Annotated in this window: 17 protein-coding genes; 11 read left to right on the plus strand and 6 right to left on the minus strand. The window is 73.1% G+C overall.

The window, feature by feature from the left end; all coding sequences use genetic code 11:
• Nucleotides 1-2: 2 nt before the first annotated feature.
• Nucleotides 3-632, minus strand: coding sequence for a GntR family transcriptional regulator (locus G127AT_RS10860; protein WP_210896791.1), 630 nt, complete (start codon nt 630-632; stop codon nt 3-5).
• Nucleotides 633-748: 116 nt separating this feature from the next.
• Here G127AT_RS10860 and G127AT_RS10865 point away from each other — a divergent pair, with 116 nt between their 5' ends.
• From G127AT_RS10865 to G127AT_RS10890, 6 genes are read left to right on the plus strand one after another with little or no spacing between them, the layout of a single operon-like run.
• Nucleotides 749-1480: a PIG-L deacetylase family protein gene (locus G127AT_RS10865; RefSeq protein ID WP_210896793.1), complete on the plus strand. Its 732-nt coding sequence runs from the start codon at nt 749-751 to the stop codon at nt 1478-1480.
• Nucleotides 1480-2184 (plus strand): 4-carboxy-4-hydroxy-2-oxoadipate aldolase/oxaloacetate decarboxylase, encoded by a 705-nt coding sequence (locus G127AT_RS10870; RefSeq protein WP_210896795.1) that lies wholly within the window; start codon nt 1480-1482, stop codon nt 2182-2184. The genes G127AT_RS10865 and G127AT_RS10870 overlap by 1 nt, the downstream gene beginning before the upstream one ends.
• Entirely contained in the window at nt 2181-2990 is an 810-nt protein-coding gene (locus G127AT_RS10875) for a DUF1932 domain-containing protein (RefSeq protein ID WP_210896797.1), read from the plus strand. Before G127AT_RS10870 ends, G127AT_RS10875 begins: the two co-directional genes overlap by 4 nt.
• On the plus strand, nt 2987-4075 hold the full coding sequence (locus G127AT_RS10880; protein WP_210896799.1) for a 4-oxalomesaconate tautomerase: 1089 nt from the start codon (nt 2987-2989) through the stop codon (nt 4073-4075). The genes G127AT_RS10875 and G127AT_RS10880 overlap by 4 nt, the downstream gene beginning before the upstream one ends.
• Before the next feature lie 49 nt (nt 4076-4124).
• Entirely contained in the window at nt 4125-5099 is a 975-nt protein-coding gene (locus tag G127AT_RS10885) for a VOC family protein (protein WP_210896801.1), read from the plus strand.
• 60 nt (nt 5100-5159) lie between these two features.
• Nucleotides 5160-5948 (plus strand): siderophore-interacting protein, encoded by a 789-nt coding sequence (locus G127AT_RS10890; RefSeq protein WP_210896803.1) that lies wholly within the window; start codon nt 5160-5162, stop codon nt 5946-5948.
• A 30-nt stretch (nt 5949-5978) separates the two neighbouring features.
• Here the strand turns inward: G127AT_RS10890 and G127AT_RS10895 are convergent, their stop codons facing one another.
• Entirely contained in the window at nt 5979-6371 is a 393-nt protein-coding gene (locus tag G127AT_RS10895) for a hypothetical protein (protein ID WP_210896805.1), read from the minus strand.
• 126 nt (nt 6372-6497) lie between these two features.
• Here G127AT_RS10895 and G127AT_RS10900 point away from each other — a divergent pair, with 126 nt between their 5' ends.
• The 3 genes from G127AT_RS10900 (at nt 6498) to G127AT_RS10910 (ending at nt 9389) form a co-directional block, all read left to right on the plus strand.
• On the plus strand, nt 6498-7250 hold the full coding sequence (locus tag G127AT_RS10900; RefSeq protein ID WP_210896807.1) for an SDR family oxidoreductase: 753 nt from the start codon (nt 6498-6500) through the stop codon (nt 7248-7250).
• Nucleotides 7247-8878 (plus strand): GMC oxidoreductase, encoded by a 1632-nt coding sequence (locus tag G127AT_RS10905; protein WP_210896809.1) that lies wholly within the window; start codon nt 7247-7249, stop codon nt 8876-8878. The genes G127AT_RS10900 and G127AT_RS10905 overlap by 4 nt, the downstream gene beginning before the upstream one ends.
• Nucleotides 8879-9017: 139 nt before the next feature.
• The gene (locus G127AT_RS10910; protein ID WP_210896811.1) at nt 9018-9389 is read left to right on the plus strand and encodes a PLDc N-terminal domain-containing protein; all 372 of its coding nucleotides are present in this window, start codon (nt 9018-9020) and stop codon (nt 9387-9389) included.
• 23 nt (nt 9390-9412) lie between these two features.
• Here G127AT_RS10910 and G127AT_RS10915 read toward each other — a convergent pair whose 3' ends face one another.
• Nucleotides 9413-9709 (minus strand): DUF4287 domain-containing protein, encoded by a 297-nt coding sequence (locus G127AT_RS10915; RefSeq protein WP_210896813.1) that lies wholly within the window; start codon nt 9707-9709, stop codon nt 9413-9415.
• A 2-nt stretch (nt 9710-9711) separates the two neighbouring features.
• Nucleotides 9712-10110, minus strand: a complete 399-nt coding sequence (locus G127AT_RS10920) for a cupin domain-containing protein (RefSeq protein WP_210896815.1) — start codon at nt 10108-10110, stop codon at nt 9712-9714.
• A gap of 120 nt (nt 10111-10230) precedes the next feature.
• Here G127AT_RS10920 and G127AT_RS10925 point away from each other — a divergent pair, with 120 nt between their 5' ends.
• Nucleotides 10231-11217: a DUF5937 family protein gene (locus tag G127AT_RS10925; RefSeq protein ID WP_244857537.1), complete on the plus strand. Its 987-nt coding sequence runs from the start codon at nt 10231-10233 to the stop codon at nt 11215-11217.
• Nucleotides 11218-11241: 24 nt separating this feature from the next.
• Here the strand turns inward: G127AT_RS10925 and G127AT_RS10930 are convergent, their stop codons facing one another.
• On the minus strand, nt 11242-11487 hold the full coding sequence (locus tag G127AT_RS10930; RefSeq protein ID WP_210896819.1) for a hypothetical protein: 246 nt from the start codon (nt 11485-11487) through the stop codon (nt 11242-11244).
• Between the two features lie 167 nt (nt 11488-11654).
• Between G127AT_RS10930 and G127AT_RS10935 the strand changes: the two genes are divergently transcribed.
• Nucleotides 11655-12668, plus strand: coding sequence for an SDR family NAD(P)-dependent oxidoreductase (locus G127AT_RS10935; protein WP_210896821.1), 1014 nt, complete (start codon nt 11655-11657; stop codon nt 12666-12668).
• A 585-nt stretch (nt 12669-13253) separates the two neighbouring features.
• Here the strand turns inward: G127AT_RS10935 and G127AT_RS10940 are convergent.
• Nucleotides 13254-14285 carry an Lrp/AsnC family transcriptional regulator gene (locus G127AT_RS10940; RefSeq protein ID WP_210896824.1) on the minus strand — a complete coding sequence of 344 codons (1032 nt, stop codon included), beginning with the start codon at nt 14283-14285 and terminating at the stop codon, nt 13254-13256.
• Between the last annotated feature and the right edge of the window lie 162 nt (nt 14286-14447).

Raw genomic sequence — 14447 nt, forward strand, 5'->3', positions numbered from 1 at the left:
GGTCAGCGGTCGCCGGTGGCGAGGGTCTCGATGACGCTCCGCACATGCGCCGACATCGCGGCGGCGGCGGCCTCGGGGTCGCGTGCGCACACGGCATCCACGATCGCGAGGTGCTCGGGCAGGGAGACGGCGGGCCGCCCGGGGTAGAGGGAGAGGCGGAACTGGTGCCGGACCATCTGCCCGTTCAGCTGCTCGAGGATGCGGGCGGCCGTCGCATGGTCGGCGATCTCGCGCACGCGCGAGTGCAGTGCGGCGTTCAGGTCGGAGTAGCGCATGAGCTCGCCGGCGGCGACGGCCTCGCTCATCTGCGCGCCGAGATCCCGGAGCTCGGCGATCTGCTCGTCGTCGATGCGTTCGGCGGCGCGGGCGGCGACGAGCCCCTCGACCGTCTGGCGGATCTCGGTGATCTCGATGGCCTCGTCGACGCCGATCTCGCGCACGCGGGCCCCGCGGTTCGGCTGCAGCTCGACGAGCCCGTCGGCGGCGAGCTGGATGAGGGCGTTGCGGATCGCGAACCTGCTGGCGTCGTACTCCTCGGCGAGGTCGGCCTCGATGAGGCGCTGCCGGGGCGCGTAGTCCCCGCGGAGGATGGCACTGCGCAGCCTCGTCCGCACGTCCTGCACATCGGTCACGGGTCATCCTCTCGTCGGATATCCGCTATTCTGTCGCAGCGCATGTCGTCAGCAAAATTGTTGACAATCATGGTGACGACGTGCATAGCATGTTCCGACACGTACTTGGAGGTTCAATGTCGAATCAGTCGCCGCTTCTCGTCGTCACGGCGCACCCCGGTGATTTCGTCTGGCGCGCGGGCGGGGCGATCGCCCTGGCCGCACACCGCGGTCAGCGCGCCGTCATCGCCTGCCTGAGCTTCGGGGAGCGCGGCGAATCCGCCAGTGCCTGGCGCGCCGGCAAGACGCTCGAGGAGATCAAGGAGCTGCGCCGCACCGAGGGGCAGACCGCCGCCGACGCGCTCGGCGCCGAGGTGCGCTTCTTCGACGCCGGCGACTACCCCCTCGTCGAGACGCCCGAACTCGTCCAGCAGCTCATCGACCTCTACCGCGAGCTGCAGCCCTCGGTCGTGCTCACCCACGCCGCAGCCGACCCCTACAACATGGACCATCCGAAGGCCGCCGAGATCGCCATGCGCGCCCGCGTCCTCGCCCAGGCGCCCGGCGTCGCCGGCCCCGGCGAGGTCATCGGCGCCCCGCCCGTCTTCTGCTTCGAACCCCACCAGAGCGAGGTGTGCGGCTTCACACCCGACGTGCTCCTCGACATCACCGAGGTGTGGGATCGCAAAGTCGCCGCGATGAACGCCCTCGGCGCTCAGGGCCACCTCGTCGAGTACTACACCGACCTCGGCAAGCGCCGCGGCGTGCAGGCCAAGCGCAACAGCGGCCCGAACCTCGGCCTGCCGGTGAACACCCGCGCCGAAGCCTTCCAGCGCGTCTACCCGCAGGTCGCCTCGGAGCTGGCCTGATGCCCGCCCGCCACCTCGTCGTCCGCGAGATCGACCGGGCCGAGGCCGCCGTCATCGACCGCCTCGGAGCCGCCGGGGTCGCCACGGCCCACGAGGCCGCCGGCCGCATCGGCCTCCTCGGCCCGCACGTCCTGCCCCGCCAGCAGGGCGCCGCCATCGCCGGCAGCGCCGTCACCGTGCTCTGCCAGCCGGGCGACAACCTCATGATCCACGCCGCCGTCGAGGTCTGCCGCCCCGGCGACGTGCTCGTCGTGGCCACCACGAGCGAGTCGGTCACGGGCATGTTCGGCGACCTGCTGGCGACCTCGCTCGCCGCCCGCGGCGTCCGCGGCCTCGTCACCGACTCGGGCGTGCGCGACATCGCCGTGCTCCGCGAGGCCGGCTTCCCCGTCTGGGCGCGCGGCGTGCACGCCCAGGGCACGGTCAAAGCCAGCGCCGGTTCGGTGAACGTGCCCGTCGTCGTCGACGGATGCCCCGTCCGCCCCGGCGACATCGTCGTCGCCGACGACGACGGGGTGCTCGTGCTGCCGATCGAACGCGGCGCCGAGGTCGCCGACGCCGCCGAGGCCCGAATCGCGGGCGAAGAGGCCAAGCGCGCGCAGTTCGCCGGCGGCGCCCTCGGCGTCGAGCTCTACGGGCTCCGGCCCCTGCTGGAGCGCCTCGGCGTCGAATACGTCGACCGCCTGCCCGAGGGGGAGCGATGACGCGCGTCGCGATCCTCGGCCTCGGCGAGGCGGGGCGGATGTTCGCCCGCGCCCTCGCCGGCACGGCCGAGGTGACCGCCTGGGATCCGTTCGCCGCCCCCGAGATCGACGGGGTGCGGCTCGCCGCCGACGCGGCCGAGGCGGTGTCGGGTGCGGATGCCGTACTCGCCCTCACGACGGCCGCCCACTCCGCCGAGGCCCTGGCATCCACCCGCGAACACGCCCCCGCCGGCGCCCTGCACGGCGACTTCGCCACCGGCGGCCCCGCCGGCAAACGGGACCTCGCCGAACGCGCCGCGGCCGGCGGCATCCGCTTCGCCGACGCGGCCATCATGGCGCCCGTGCGCCGCGGCGCTGCAGGTACCCCCGTGTTGGTCTCGGGGGATGGGGCCGGCGATCTCGCGGCGATCCTCACCGCCGCGGGCCTGCCCGTCGAGGTCCTGCCCGGCCCGCCCGGCACCGCCGCCGCCCGCAAACTCCTCCGCAGCCTGCTCGTGAAGGGGCTCACGGGCGTCATGATCGAATCCCTCCGCGCCGCCGAACGCGAGGGGCTCGGCGACTGGTTCGGCGAGCACCTCGTCGACACCCTCACCGGCCTCGACCGGGCAGCCCTCGCCGGCTTCCTCGACGGCACGGCCACGCACGCCGGCCGCCGTATCGAGGAGATGGAGGCCGCCGCCGACATGGCCGAGGCCGCAGGCGGCCGCGCCGACATCGCCCGCGCCGTCGCCCGCGTGCTCGCCCTGGTCGCCGGCGACCCGGCGGCCGGCGAGGGCGGCGAGGCCGTGCCGAGGCTCGCACCGTGACCGCCGGCATCCCGTGCATGCTCATGCGCGGCGGCACCTCGAAAGGGGCCTACTTCCTCGCCGACGAACTGCCGGCCGACCCCGCCGAACGCGACGGGCTGCTGCTCCGCATCATGGGCTCGCCCGACGCGCGCGAGATCGACGGGCTCGGCGGCGGGCATCCGCTCACCAGCAAGGTCGCCGTCGTCTCGCCCTCGGCAGACCCGGACGCCGACGTCGACTACCTCTTCCTGCAGGTCGTGCCCGACCGCCCGATCGTCTCCGACGCGCAGACCTGCGGCAACCTGCTCGCCGGCGTCGGCGCCTTCGCGATCGAACGCGGCCTCGTCGCCGCCGGCCCCGAGACGACGACCGTGCGCATCCGCCGCGTGAACCCCTCGCCGGCGCTCGTCGTCGCGACCGTGCAGACCCCCGGCGGCCGGGTCGACTACGACGGTGCCGAGGAGATGAGCGGCGTCCCGTTCCCCGCCGCGCCGGTGCGGCTCGAGTTCCCCGGCGACGGCACGCCGTTGTTCCCGACGGGGCGGCTCGTCGACCGTTTCGACGGCCTCGAGGTGTCGTGCGTGGATGCCGGGATGCCGGTCGTCCTCATCCGCGCCGCCGACCTCGGGCTCGCCGGCGACGAGGCGCCCGCCGTGCTCGAGGGCGACGCGGCCCTGCGCAGCCGCCTCGAAACCGTGCGCCTGGCCGCAGGAACGGAGATGGGCCTCGGCGACGTGACCCGGCAGACCGTCCCCAAGCTCTCCATCTGCTCGCCCGCCCGCCACGGCGGCCTCGTCGCCACCCGCACCTTCATCCCGCACCGCGTGCACGAAGCCATCGGGGTGCTCGGCGCCGTCTCGGTCGTCGCCGGCGTCCGCACCCCCGGCACCGTCGTGTTCGACCCGGCCGCAGCAGGCCGCCCCGCGCTCGTCGAGCACCCCACCGGAGCCTTCGCCGCCGAGGTGACGCTCGCCGGGAGCGGGCCGGAGACCTCGCTCGCGGCATCCACCGTCGTCAGAACCGCCCGCAAGATCATGGACGGGCGCGTCTTCCCGCGCCCGCCGGAACCCGAGGAGGCGCAGGCGGCGCCATCCACTCCCTGACCCGCCGCGCCCCGGCATCCACACCCGAATCACGCACCCCAGGAGCACCATGAACGTCGAAGCAGCCCTCACCCACGACCCCGAACGCCGCCGGGATCTCGCCCATGTCGGCCCCGTCGAGCTGTACACGCCCGTGCTCGAGGCCAGCCGCGACTTCTTCGTGAACCAGATGGCGCTCACCGAGGTCGGCCGCGACGAGCGCTCCGTGTACCTGCACGCCTGGGACGATTACCAGTCGTGGACGCTGCGCCTCATCGAACGCGAGCAGGCCGGCGTCGGCACGACGTTCCTGCGGGCGGCGAGCGCCGGGGCGTACGAGCGGATGCGCGCCGCGATCGAGGCGAGCGGGCAGCGCGTCGACCTCGACGACGGCGTGCGCGGGCTGGGGGAGGTGACCCGCTTCGCCGACCCGGACGGGCACCCGATGGCCGTGTACTGGGACGTCGACTGGTACGAAGCGGGCGATGGCGACCGGCCGTCGCTGAAGAACCAGGCCGCAGCCTTCCCGGGCCGCGGGGCGAACGTGCGCCGCCTCGACCACGTCAACTACCTCACGAAGGACGTGCCGAACACGAGCCGCTTCCTCTCCGAGGTGCTCGGCGCCCGGTGCACCGAACGCATCGTCACCGATGAGGGCGAGGATGCGGCGATCTGGTACAGCCTCGGCAACAAGAGCTACGACCTCGTCTACACCGAGGATTGGACGGGCGCGAACGGGCGCCTCCACCACATCGCCTTCGCGACCGATACGCGCGAGGACATCCTGCGCGCCGCCGACGTCATGCTCGAAGCGGGCATCCACATCGAGACGGGGCCGCACAAGCACGCCATCCAGCAGACCTTCTTCCTGTACGTGTGGGAGCCGGGCGGCAACCGCATCGAGCTGTGCAACGCGGGCGCGCGCCTCATCCTCGCCCCCGACTGGAAGACGATCTCGTGGACGGCCGCCGAACGCGCGAAGGGTCAGGCGTGGGGGTTGAAGACGATCGACACCTTCCACACGCACGGCACGCCCCTCGTGTGAGGGCTGTTGCGCCGGTACGCATGTCGGCTAAGGTGAGGCTTACCTAAAGAGGAGGCCCGGATGGCGTCGAGCAACATCACCATCACCCACGCCGAGACCGGCGTCGTCACGGCCGAGGTCGTCGAGGCCCGGCGGATCTCGCCGAATTTCGTGCGCCTCACCCTCGCCGGCGAGCAGCTCGCCGACTGGCGCCACGTCGGCTTCGACCAGTGGTTCCGGCTCGCGGTGCCGACGAACGACGGCACCCGCTTCGACAACCTCTCCGGCACCTACGACATGGCCGGCTACCTCCGCTATCTCACGCTGCCGCGTGCGACACGCCCCGTCATCCGCAACTACACCGTCCGCGAGTTCCGCGCCGAGGCCGGCGAGCTCGACATCGACTTCGTGGTGCACGGGTCCGATGGCGTCGCCGGGCCGTGGGCGGCGGGCCTGCCGCTCGGTGCGCACGTCGCGCTCATCGACCAGGGCGCGGGTTTCTCCCCGGTGGATGCCGCACGCACCCTCCTCGTCGGCGACGAGTCGGCGATGCCGGCCGTGCTCGGCATCCTCCGCGACCTGCCCCGCGACACCGCCGGCGACGCCCTCATCGAGCTCGCCGACGAGGGCGACCGGCAGCCCGACGAAGCCCCCGACGGCGTCGAGGTGCACTGGATCGTCCGCGAGCCCGGGCAGGCGCCAGGCGTCGCAGCCCTCGAGCATCTGCGCGAGCTGGCCGTCGACGAGTCCGTCACCGCCTTCGCCGCCGGGGAGTCGAAGCTCGCCACCGGCGCCCGCCGCCACCTCGTCGGCGAGCGCGGTGTGCCGAAGCAGGCCGTCACCTTCTGCGGGTACTGGCGGGCCCACTGACCGAACGTCGCCGGGCCCCGCGCGCCTCGATCAGAGCAGCACGTACACGAGGCTCTGCAGCCCGACCACGATCCCGTCGAAGACGATGACGGCGCCGAGCACCGTCGCCGCGGCCGGCCAGCCCTTCGGGGCGCCCGTACGGGTGAGGGCGACGATGCCGAGCACGAGGCCGATGAGGCCGAGCGCCGTCGCGATCGCGAACAGCACCGACTGCACGTTCGCGGCGATCGCCAGCTGCTCGTAGCCCTGCATGAGCAGTGCCGCATAGACGAGGCTGCCGACCGCGTTCAGCAGCACGCCGAGCACGCCGAGGGCGAAGCCGACGAGCGCGAGGACCCGGCCGGGTTTCGGCGCGCCGGCGGTTCCGGATGCCGGGACGGATGCCGGCACACCTGCCGGCTCTGACTGCTGCGGAGTGCTCATATCCCCATCGTGCCGGAGTCGCGGGATCCGCGCACCGTTCCCACCGCGACCCCCGAATCGGGTCTAAGGTGTGAGGCGGTCACGCGGCCGGCTCGGTGCCGGCGGCGGCGATGAGAGGAGCACGCGGTGAGGATCGCGGTCGCCGGGGGAACCGGCACCATCGGAGCCCACGCGGTGGATGCGGCACGCGCCGCAGGGCATGACACGGTCGTCCTGGCCCGTTCGGCGGGCGTCGATCTCATGTCGGGCGCCGGCCTCGACGAGGCCCTCGAGGGCGTCTACGCCGTCATCGACACGAGCAATCTGAAGACGCTGTCGGAGCGCGCCGCGAGCGAGTTCTTCACGACGGCGAGCTGCCGTCTGCTCGCCGCGGAGGGCCGGCACGGCGTCGGCCATCATGTGGCGCTGTCGATCGTCGGCATCGACCGGGCCCCGTACGGATACTACGAGGCGAAGCTCGCGCAGGAGCACGTCATCGAGGCCGGCGACCGGCCGTGGACGATCCTCCGGGCCACGCAGTTCCACGAGTTCGCCGAGCAGATGCTCGCCGGGTACGGGTTCGCCGGCATCCACTTCGCCCCGAAGGCGCGCTCGCAGCCCGTCGCCGCACGCGAGGTCGGCGAGCGGCTCGTCGCCCTGGCCGCGGCGGATGCCGTGGGGCATGCCCGCGACCTCGCCGGGCCGCGCGAGGAGCAGATCGACGACATGGTGCGGCGGCTGGCGAAGGCGAAGGGGCTGCGCGGGCCCGTGGTCGGCGTGTCGCTGCCGGGCAAGCAGTACCGGGCGATGCGCGAGGGCGCGGTGCTGCCGGGGCCGGATGCGGATCTCGGCACGCAGACCTTCGAGGAGTGGCTCGGCGAGGCCGTGCCGGCCCGATGACCCGCTACGACGTCGTCGTCGTGGGAGCGGGCGCCTCGGGGGCGCCGCTCGCGGCGCGCCTGTCGGAGGACCCGGATCGCAGCGTGCTGCTGCTGGAGGCGGGTGCGGATGCCGCCGCGCGCCGCGACTACCCGCGGGAGCTGCTCGACGCCTCGGTCATGAGCGCGGCGATGCCCGGCCACCCGGCGAACTGGGGCTTCACCGCCGAGCTCGCGCCGGGGCTGCCGTACACGGTCGCGCGCGGCCGGGTGCTCGGCGGGTCCACGGCGCTGAACGGCGGCTACTTCATCCGCGCCCGCGACACCGACCTCGCCCGCTGGGCGGCCGCCGGCAACCCCGCGTGGGCGCCCGAACGCGTGCTGCCGGTCTTCCGCGCCCTGGAGCGCGACCTGGATTACGGCGAGACGGGCATCCACGGCGGCAGCGGGCCGATGCCCGTGCGGCGCGAGCTGGCCCGCCCGGCCCGCCTCACGACCCTCTTCGACGCCGCCGCCCGCGAGCTCGGCTTCGCCGACGACCCCGACAAGAACGACCCGTCGACCCTGGAGGGCATCGGCCCGCTGCCGGTGAACATCGTCGACGGCGTGCGTATCAACACGGGTCTCGGCTATGTGGATGCCGTGCGGGCGACCCGCCCGAACCTCACCGTGCAGGGCGGCACGCTCGTGCACCGGGTGCGGATCGCCGGCGGCCGCGCGATCGGCGTCGTCGCCGAGACCGACGGGCGCCTCGAGGAGATCGACGCGGGCGAGGTGGTGCTCGCAGGCGGCGCGATCAAGTCGGCGCACCTGCTGATGCTCTCGGGGGTGGGGCCGGCCGGGCAGCTGGGCGGGGTCGGCGTGCCCGTCGTCATGGACGCGCCCGTGGGGGCCGCCTTCAGCGACCATCCCGACATCACCCTGAACTTCCGGCCGGCCGGGCGCCTCGACGCGGCCCGGCCGGCGCAGCTCTTCGAGAGCGTGCTGCACCTGACCGCTTCGGGCTCGCCGACGCCCGGCGACCTCGAGATCATGCCGATGCTCAGGCCCCTCGGCCGGGCGATGGCCGCAGGCGGCGGCATCGCCGGGGCGCTCTCCCGCCCGTTGGAGACCCTGAAGGGCTTGCGGGGCGTGTCGAAGAAGCGGCTCGCGCAGCAGGCCATCCACGCCGACGATCTCAGCCTCATCGTCGCCGTGCAGCAAGCGGTCGGGCGCGGGGTCCTGGAGCTCGTCTCCTCCGACCCGCACGCGATGCCGGCGATCGCCTACCGCTATCTCGAAGAGGAACGCGACCGCACCCGCATGCGCGAGGCCCTGCGCACGGGCGCGCGGCTCCTGGCCGCCGACGCATTCGCGGAGCACGTCGCCCGCCTCACCGAACTCGACGAGGCGACCCTCGGCGACGACGCGGCGCTGGATGCCTGGGCGCGCGGGCACCTGGGCACCGCGATCCACATGTGCGGCACCGCGCCCATGGGGCCGTCCGGCGACCCTGCGGCCGTCGTCGACCAGTTCGGGCGGGTGCACGGGGTGACCGGCCTCCGCGTGGCCGACACCTCGATCCTGCCCGATACGCCGAGCCGCGGCCCGGCCGCCACGGCCGTCATGATCGGCGAGTTCATCGCCGCCGCGATGCGGCGCGGGGACTGACCGGGCGCGCGCCGGCATCCGCTCGGGGCACGATGCGGGCGCGCTCGGGCATCCACTCGGGGCACGATGCGGGCGCGCTCGGGCATCCACTCGGGGCACGATCTGGTGGCGGGCATCGCCGGTCCTCTATGCTTCCGCCATGCCGATCGTGCTGGGGCTTCTGCCGCTCGTCCTCATGCTCGCCGCGCTCATCGACCTCATCATGCGGGGCGATGAGCAGGTGCGGCACATGCCGAAGTTCGTGTGGATCCTGCTCGTCGTGCTGCTGCCGCTGATCGGTTCGATCCTGTGGTTCGCGATCGGCCGTGAATACGGCGGCTCCGACGGCGGTGCGCGGATGCCGTGGGGCCGCGACCGGGCATCCGCACCCGCGCCCATGCGCGCCCCGGCGCCCGCCCGCACCACCGAGGAGCAGCTCGCCGACCTCGACCGCGAGATCGAGGAGGAGCGGTTGCGTCGCGCGATCGCCGAACGCCGCCGGGAGCTCGAAGGCCAGCCCGGCGACGGCTGAGCTCGGTCCGGCGGCGCGGTCCGCTATCCGGCGGCCGCCGGATTGCTCGCCGCGCCGTCGAGCCAGAGCGTGTCGGAGGCGTCGCCGTGCGGCCCGGCCTTGCCGACGTGCTTCGCGCCGATCTTCGGGCCCTTCGTGATGACGTGCGCGAGGGCGGCGGCGTGGCCGTGGCCGAGCCCGTGAGCCTCCTTCAGCCAGGCGATGACGGGGCCGGCCTTCGCGCCCTCCGCGAATCCCTGTTCGCGGGCGAGCGCGATGAACTGCCGGGGGGTGAGACCGGTCTGGGCCTCGGCATTGTCGAGATACGCCTGGAACGACATGACTACTCCTGTGCGTCTGCGAAGGTCTGGATGATGACGGGGGAGGCGTGGATGCAGAGCATCCGCAGCCGGCCGGGGCCCGCGTTCACGAAGCGGTGCCAGATGCCGGCCGGAGCCGTGACGGTGTCGCCGACGGCGGCGGTGAGCTCGTGCTCGCCGATCGTGATGCGCGGGGTGCCGCCGAGCACCACCCACGTTTCGGCGTACGGGTGCCAGTGCAGCGTCGGGCCGAAACCGATCTCCTCGTAGTCGACGAAGAAGTACGAGGCCCCGGCGCCGTGGTCGCGGCCGACGAAGCGGCGGGTGCCGCGGTCGCCGACGGCGAGCGCCTCGGCCGGGATGACCTCGGGCGGTGGCGTCTCGAAGCTCGGTTCGATGAGGATCTGCGTCGTGTAGTCCATGACTCGTCTTTCGCCGGTGGATGCCGCCCCGCCGGCATCCGGTGGATGCCGCGTGCCCGGCATGCGCTGCCGGTCCCCTCAGGCTCGCGCCCCGGCATCCACCCCCGATACCTTTTCGATGTGGATCGAAACGTGGTGGAGTTCCGGCTCGCGCCGGACGATGTGTCGGCGATCCGGTTCGGGCTCTCGCCCGGGCACGAGCTCGCCCATGCGGTGCGGGTGCTGCAGCGCCCCGCCGAGCATCCGATGCAGTGGGGGTGGCTGCGCGCCGTGCGCGGCCGGGTGCCGCAAGGCGCGTTCGACACCCTCGCGGTGCTGATCGGCCCGAGCGGGTACTTCCCCGACTTCCTCACCGCCGAACCGGAGTGGGATCTGGATGCCGCTGGCGAACTGGAGCGCTTGCGTGCGGCATCCATCGACGGGATGCGGGTCGACCTCGGCAAGATGCTCGTGCGCACGACCGGCGCCCGGCACGATGCGGTGCGGGGGATGCTCGCCGACCCGGTCGTCTGGCGGGCGCGCATCGCCGACGCGTGGGAGGCGGTCTGGGCGGCGCTGCTCACCCCCGTCTGGACGCAGCTCGAACGCATCCTCCGCGCCGACGTCGCCGTGCGTTCGCGGCGCATCGCCCTCGGCGGCATCGCCGCGATGGCCGCCGAACTGCACCCGCGGGTGTCGTGGTCGGCCGACGCCGTCCGCGTCGAACTCGCCGCCCACCGGGAGATCGTCGACTGCCGCGGCAGCGGGCTGCGGCTCGTGCCGTCGGTGTTCTCCGGCGGATGCTCGGTGCTCACCGAAGCGCCCGTGCAGCCGACCCTGTTCTACCCGGCCGAGGGGGTGACCGAGTCGTGGGCGCGCCGGACGGCATCCGCCGCCGCCGCGCTCGCCGCCCTGCTCGGCCCGGCTCGCGCCGGCATCCTGCTGGCCTCGGGGGAGCCGCGGACGACGAGCCGGGTCGCAGCGGATGCCGGCCTCGCGGCCTCGACCGCCTCGCACCACCTGAGCGTGCTCCGCGACGCCGGCCTCATCGCGAGCCGCCGCGACGGCCCGCGCGTGCTGCACCTGCGCACACCCCTCGGCGAGGCCGTCATCGGCGCGCGGCTGTGACCGGCGCCACGCGACGCGTGCCCGCTATTCGAGGTTGTCGACGGGCGTCGTCGGGTCGAGGGCGTCGCCCTCGCTCGCACTGGTGACCTGCGTGCCGTCGGCGGCGTCCGGGCTCGGGCCGGGGCGGGTCTCGGCGGCCTCGTTCTCGGCCTCGCGCCGCTCGGCCTCGCGGCGCGCCTCGAAGGCCTCCTCGGCCCCGGCGTCGGGCGGGGTCGCCGCAGCCCGGTCGGCGGCGTAGGGCTCTTCGAGCGGGTCGACGAAATCGGTCATGGTCTGCTCCCCTCTGCAGGCTTCCACGCTAACCCGGTCGCCGCGGCGCCGCCCGATTCGGTGGACGGATGCCGTCGGTCGCGCCCGGGCATCCATCCCGGTCACCGAGAGCCACGGCGCGTAGAATCGAGTCGACACCCGGGTCATCCCGAGAGAAGGAGACAGGCATGGCCGAGCACAAGGCGCTCACCGCGAACAGCACGATCGGGGAATGGCTCGATCACCCGGACGGCGGCCCGCTCGTGCGCGGCCTCCTCGCCCAGAGCGGCGCCTCGGAAGAGACGCTCGAGCCGATCAAGGGGCTGCCGCTGCAGCAGCTCGTCGCCCTCAGCCAGGGGCAGATGCCGCAGTCGGTCGTCGACGATCTGGTGCTGAAGGTCAACGGCGGCGTCATGCCCGAGGAGACCGAGTCGGGCGCTTGGACCGAACAGGTCACCGCGGGCCGCTTCTCGGGCCGCACGATCATCGTCACGGGCGCCGCCTCCGGCATCGGCCGCGCCACGGCATCCCGGATCGCCCGGGAAGGCGGCACGGTCGTCGCCGTCGACATCTCGGCCGACAAGCTGCAGGAGTTCGCCGGCACCTTCCCCGAGGGGCAGGTCGTGCCCGTCGCCGCCGACGTCACGAAGCAGGACGACCTCGACCGCGTCATCGCCGCGGCCGGCGACCGCATCGACGGCCTCGCGAACGTCGCCGGCGTCAACGACGACTTCTCTCCGCTGCACGAGACGAGCGACCAGATCTGGGACCGCGTCATCGGCATCAACCTCACCGGCGTCTTCAAGCTCACCCGCGCGGTGCTGCCGAAGATGCTCGAAGCCGGCCGCGGCTCGGTCGTGAACGTCGCCTCCGAAGCCGGCATCCGCGGCAACGCCTCCGGCAACGCCTACACGGTCTCCAAGCACGGCGTCGTCGGCCTGACCCGCAGCGCCGCCTTCATGTACGGCCCCAAGGGCATCCGCGTGAACGCCGTCGCCCCCGGCGGCGTCGCCACCGGCATCCCGTTCCCGCCGAACGTCTCCGAGGCCGGCAGTGCCCGCCTGGCACCGTTCCAGCAGATGATCCCGGGCCTGGCGACCGCCGAGCAGCTGGCCGCCTCGATCACCTTCCTGCTGAGCGAGGACGGCACGAACATCAACGGCGTCGTGCTGCCCTCCGACGGCGGCTGGTCGGTGCAGTAACCCCGCACGCGGGTTCGCGGGTGGATGCCGGTGCGCACCGGCATCCACCCGCGCTGTGTTTCCGGGGCGCGCGGCGCCGCGCGCTCCGCCCTTCGCGCGCCCCGTCGCGTCGTTCGTGCGCGCCGCCGCGCGCCATCCTTCGCACGCCCCGTCCGGCAGTCGCCCCCTGCGCCCCCACGATGTGCTTCCGGGGGTCATATCCTGCCACCTGCATCACGGTTTCGGCGTGGATGTGGCAGGAAACGACCCCCGGAACGGAATCGACGTCCAGGAGTACCGATCTCCCGCCGGAGTACCGGGAAGTGCGTACTCCGGCGGGAGATCGGCACTCCTGCGGGAGGGCCGGGCGTGAGATCGGCACTCCTGCGGGAGGGTCGCGCGGGAGATCGGCACTCCTGCGGGAGGGCCGGGCGTGAGATCGGCGCCGCCCCCCTGCGCCCCCATGATCCGCTTCCGGGGGCCATTTCCCGCCATCCGCCTCACGGATTCGGCCTGGAGGTGGCAGGAAACGACCCCCGGAAAGATCGGGGCCCCGGTGCGGCACGCCGCCTTCCCAGCGGCGCGCGCCGCGTTTCAGGGCCGCGCTCAGCCCACCGCGTAGTCGCCGACGTTCGTCGGCACGAAGCGTTCCCAGCGGCCGCTGTCGTCGAGGACGTTGCCGAGCCGCTTGGCGATCCGGGGCGTCAGCCAGCGGTCGGTGATCGTCAGCCGCGGGAAGACCTTGGTGAGCTTGCCCTCGATGTCGTCGAGTTCGTCGAGATCGCGCAGCCACAGACTCGCCATGAGGTTCGCCGGGCCGGCGACGGAGGCGCACCAGCGCACCTGAGGCAGCAGGCAGAGCGAGGCGGCGACCTTCTCGAGTTCGGCCTGGGGGACGGCGAGCCAGATCGTCGCCGAGGCGTCCCAGCCGACGAGATTGTGCGCGAAATCGACGCGCCACCGCACCCACGGCGCGCCGAGCAGGGTGTCGATGCCGCGTGAGACGGCGGCGAGCGACTTGCCGAATTCGGCGCTGACCGCCGATACCGGCCGGCGGACGTCGCGGCTGAGCGCCTCGATGAGTTCGAGGTGCGCGCGGGTCGGCACCGCCCGGGCGATCGGATCGGGCAGGGACGCCTCGAGAGCACGGCGCTGCCTGGGCGCGAGGGCGTTCAGACGCCAGCTCGCGCCGTCCTGGAAGGTCGTGCGGATGTAGTGCGTGCGCGTTGCGAGGATGCCGTCGATGACGTCGCCGAGCCCGTCGACGTATCGGTCGATCGCGAGCAGACCGGGCGCGAAGATCGTGAGGTAGAGGTCGCGGGCGCCCGAGGTGCAGTGCACGCTCGAGATGTGCGAAAGCTCGCTCATCGCCCGGATGACGGCTTCCCGGCGCCCGGGGGCGCAGACGATCTCGACGATCGCACCGCGCACCCGCATCTCGAGGGGCACCTGCGAGCCGTGCGCCGGCACGGCCGCGTACACGCAGGTCGTCCACACCACATGGTCGTCGACGAGGCGGTGCCAGCGGCGCGAGAGCGTCGACGGATCAGAGTTCAGGATGGGCGCCAGCTGCGCCCACGGGATGCGCGGGGCCAGCTGAAGCGCGTTCATGAGTTCGAAATCCAGGATGTCCGCCACGGCAAGAATCGTGCAGCACGCCGGGCTCCGGATCAAGAATCCTGACGATTCTGACATCGCTCTGCAACCAGGCGGAGAGCTGCTCCATCGTAGGTGTCAATCTCATGGCCGAAGGGCGTGCCCCAGCGCACGCCCGCCACCCCGACAACGCCGGCGCGCCGG

The organism is Agromyces archimandritae, assembly GCF_018024495.1.
Taxonomy (GTDB): Bacteria; Actinomycetota; Actinomycetes; order Actinomycetales; family Microbacteriaceae; genus Agromyces; species Agromyces archimandritae.

Bases quoted from the DNA above. Each gene is read 5' to 3' on its own strand.
- G127AT_RS10865 (WP_210896793.1), top strand. From the start codon at position 749: ATGTCGAATCAGTCGCCGCTTCTCGTCGTCACGGCGCACCCCGGTGAT.
- G127AT_RS10870 (WP_210896795.1), top strand. From the start codon at position 1,480: ATGCCCGCCCGCCACCTCGTCGTCCGCGAGATCGACCGGGCCGAGGCC.
- G127AT_RS10875 (WP_210896797.1), top strand. From the start codon at position 2,181: ATGACGCGCGTCGCGATCCTCGGCCTCGGCGAGGCGGGGCGGATGTTC.
- G127AT_RS10885 (WP_210896801.1), top strand. From the start codon at position 4,125: ATGAACGTCGAAGCAGCCCTCACCCACGACCCCGAACGCCGCCGGGAT.
- G127AT_RS10890 (WP_210896803.1), top strand. From the start codon at position 5,160: ATGGCGTCGAGCAACATCACCATCACCCACGCCGAGACCGGCGTCGTC.
- G127AT_RS10895 (WP_210896805.1), bottom strand. From the start codon at position 6,371: ATGAGCACTCCGCAGCAGTCAGAGCCGGCAGGTGTGCCGGCATCCGTC.
- G127AT_RS10905 (WP_210896809.1), top strand. From the start codon at position 7,247: ATGACCCGCTACGACGTCGTCGTCGTGGGAGCGGGCGCCTCGGGGGCG.
- G127AT_RS10910 (WP_210896811.1), top strand. From the start codon at position 9,018: ATGCCGATCGTGCTGGGGCTTCTGCCGCTCGTCCTCATGCTCGCCGCG.
- G127AT_RS10915 (WP_210896813.1), bottom strand. From the start codon at position 9,709: ATGTCGTTCCAGGCGTATCTCGACAATGCCGAGGCCCAGACCGGTCTC.
- G127AT_RS10920 (WP_210896815.1), bottom strand. From the start codon at position 10,110: ATGGACTACACGACGCAGATCCTCATCGAACCGAGCTTCGAGACGCCA.
- G127AT_RS10930 (WP_210896819.1), bottom strand. From the start codon at position 11,487: ATGACCGATTTCGTCGACCCGCTCGAAGAGCCCTACGCCGCCGACCGG.
- G127AT_RS10935 (WP_210896821.1), top strand. From the start codon at position 11,655: ATGGCCGAGCACAAGGCGCTCACCGCGAACAGCACGATCGGGGAATGG.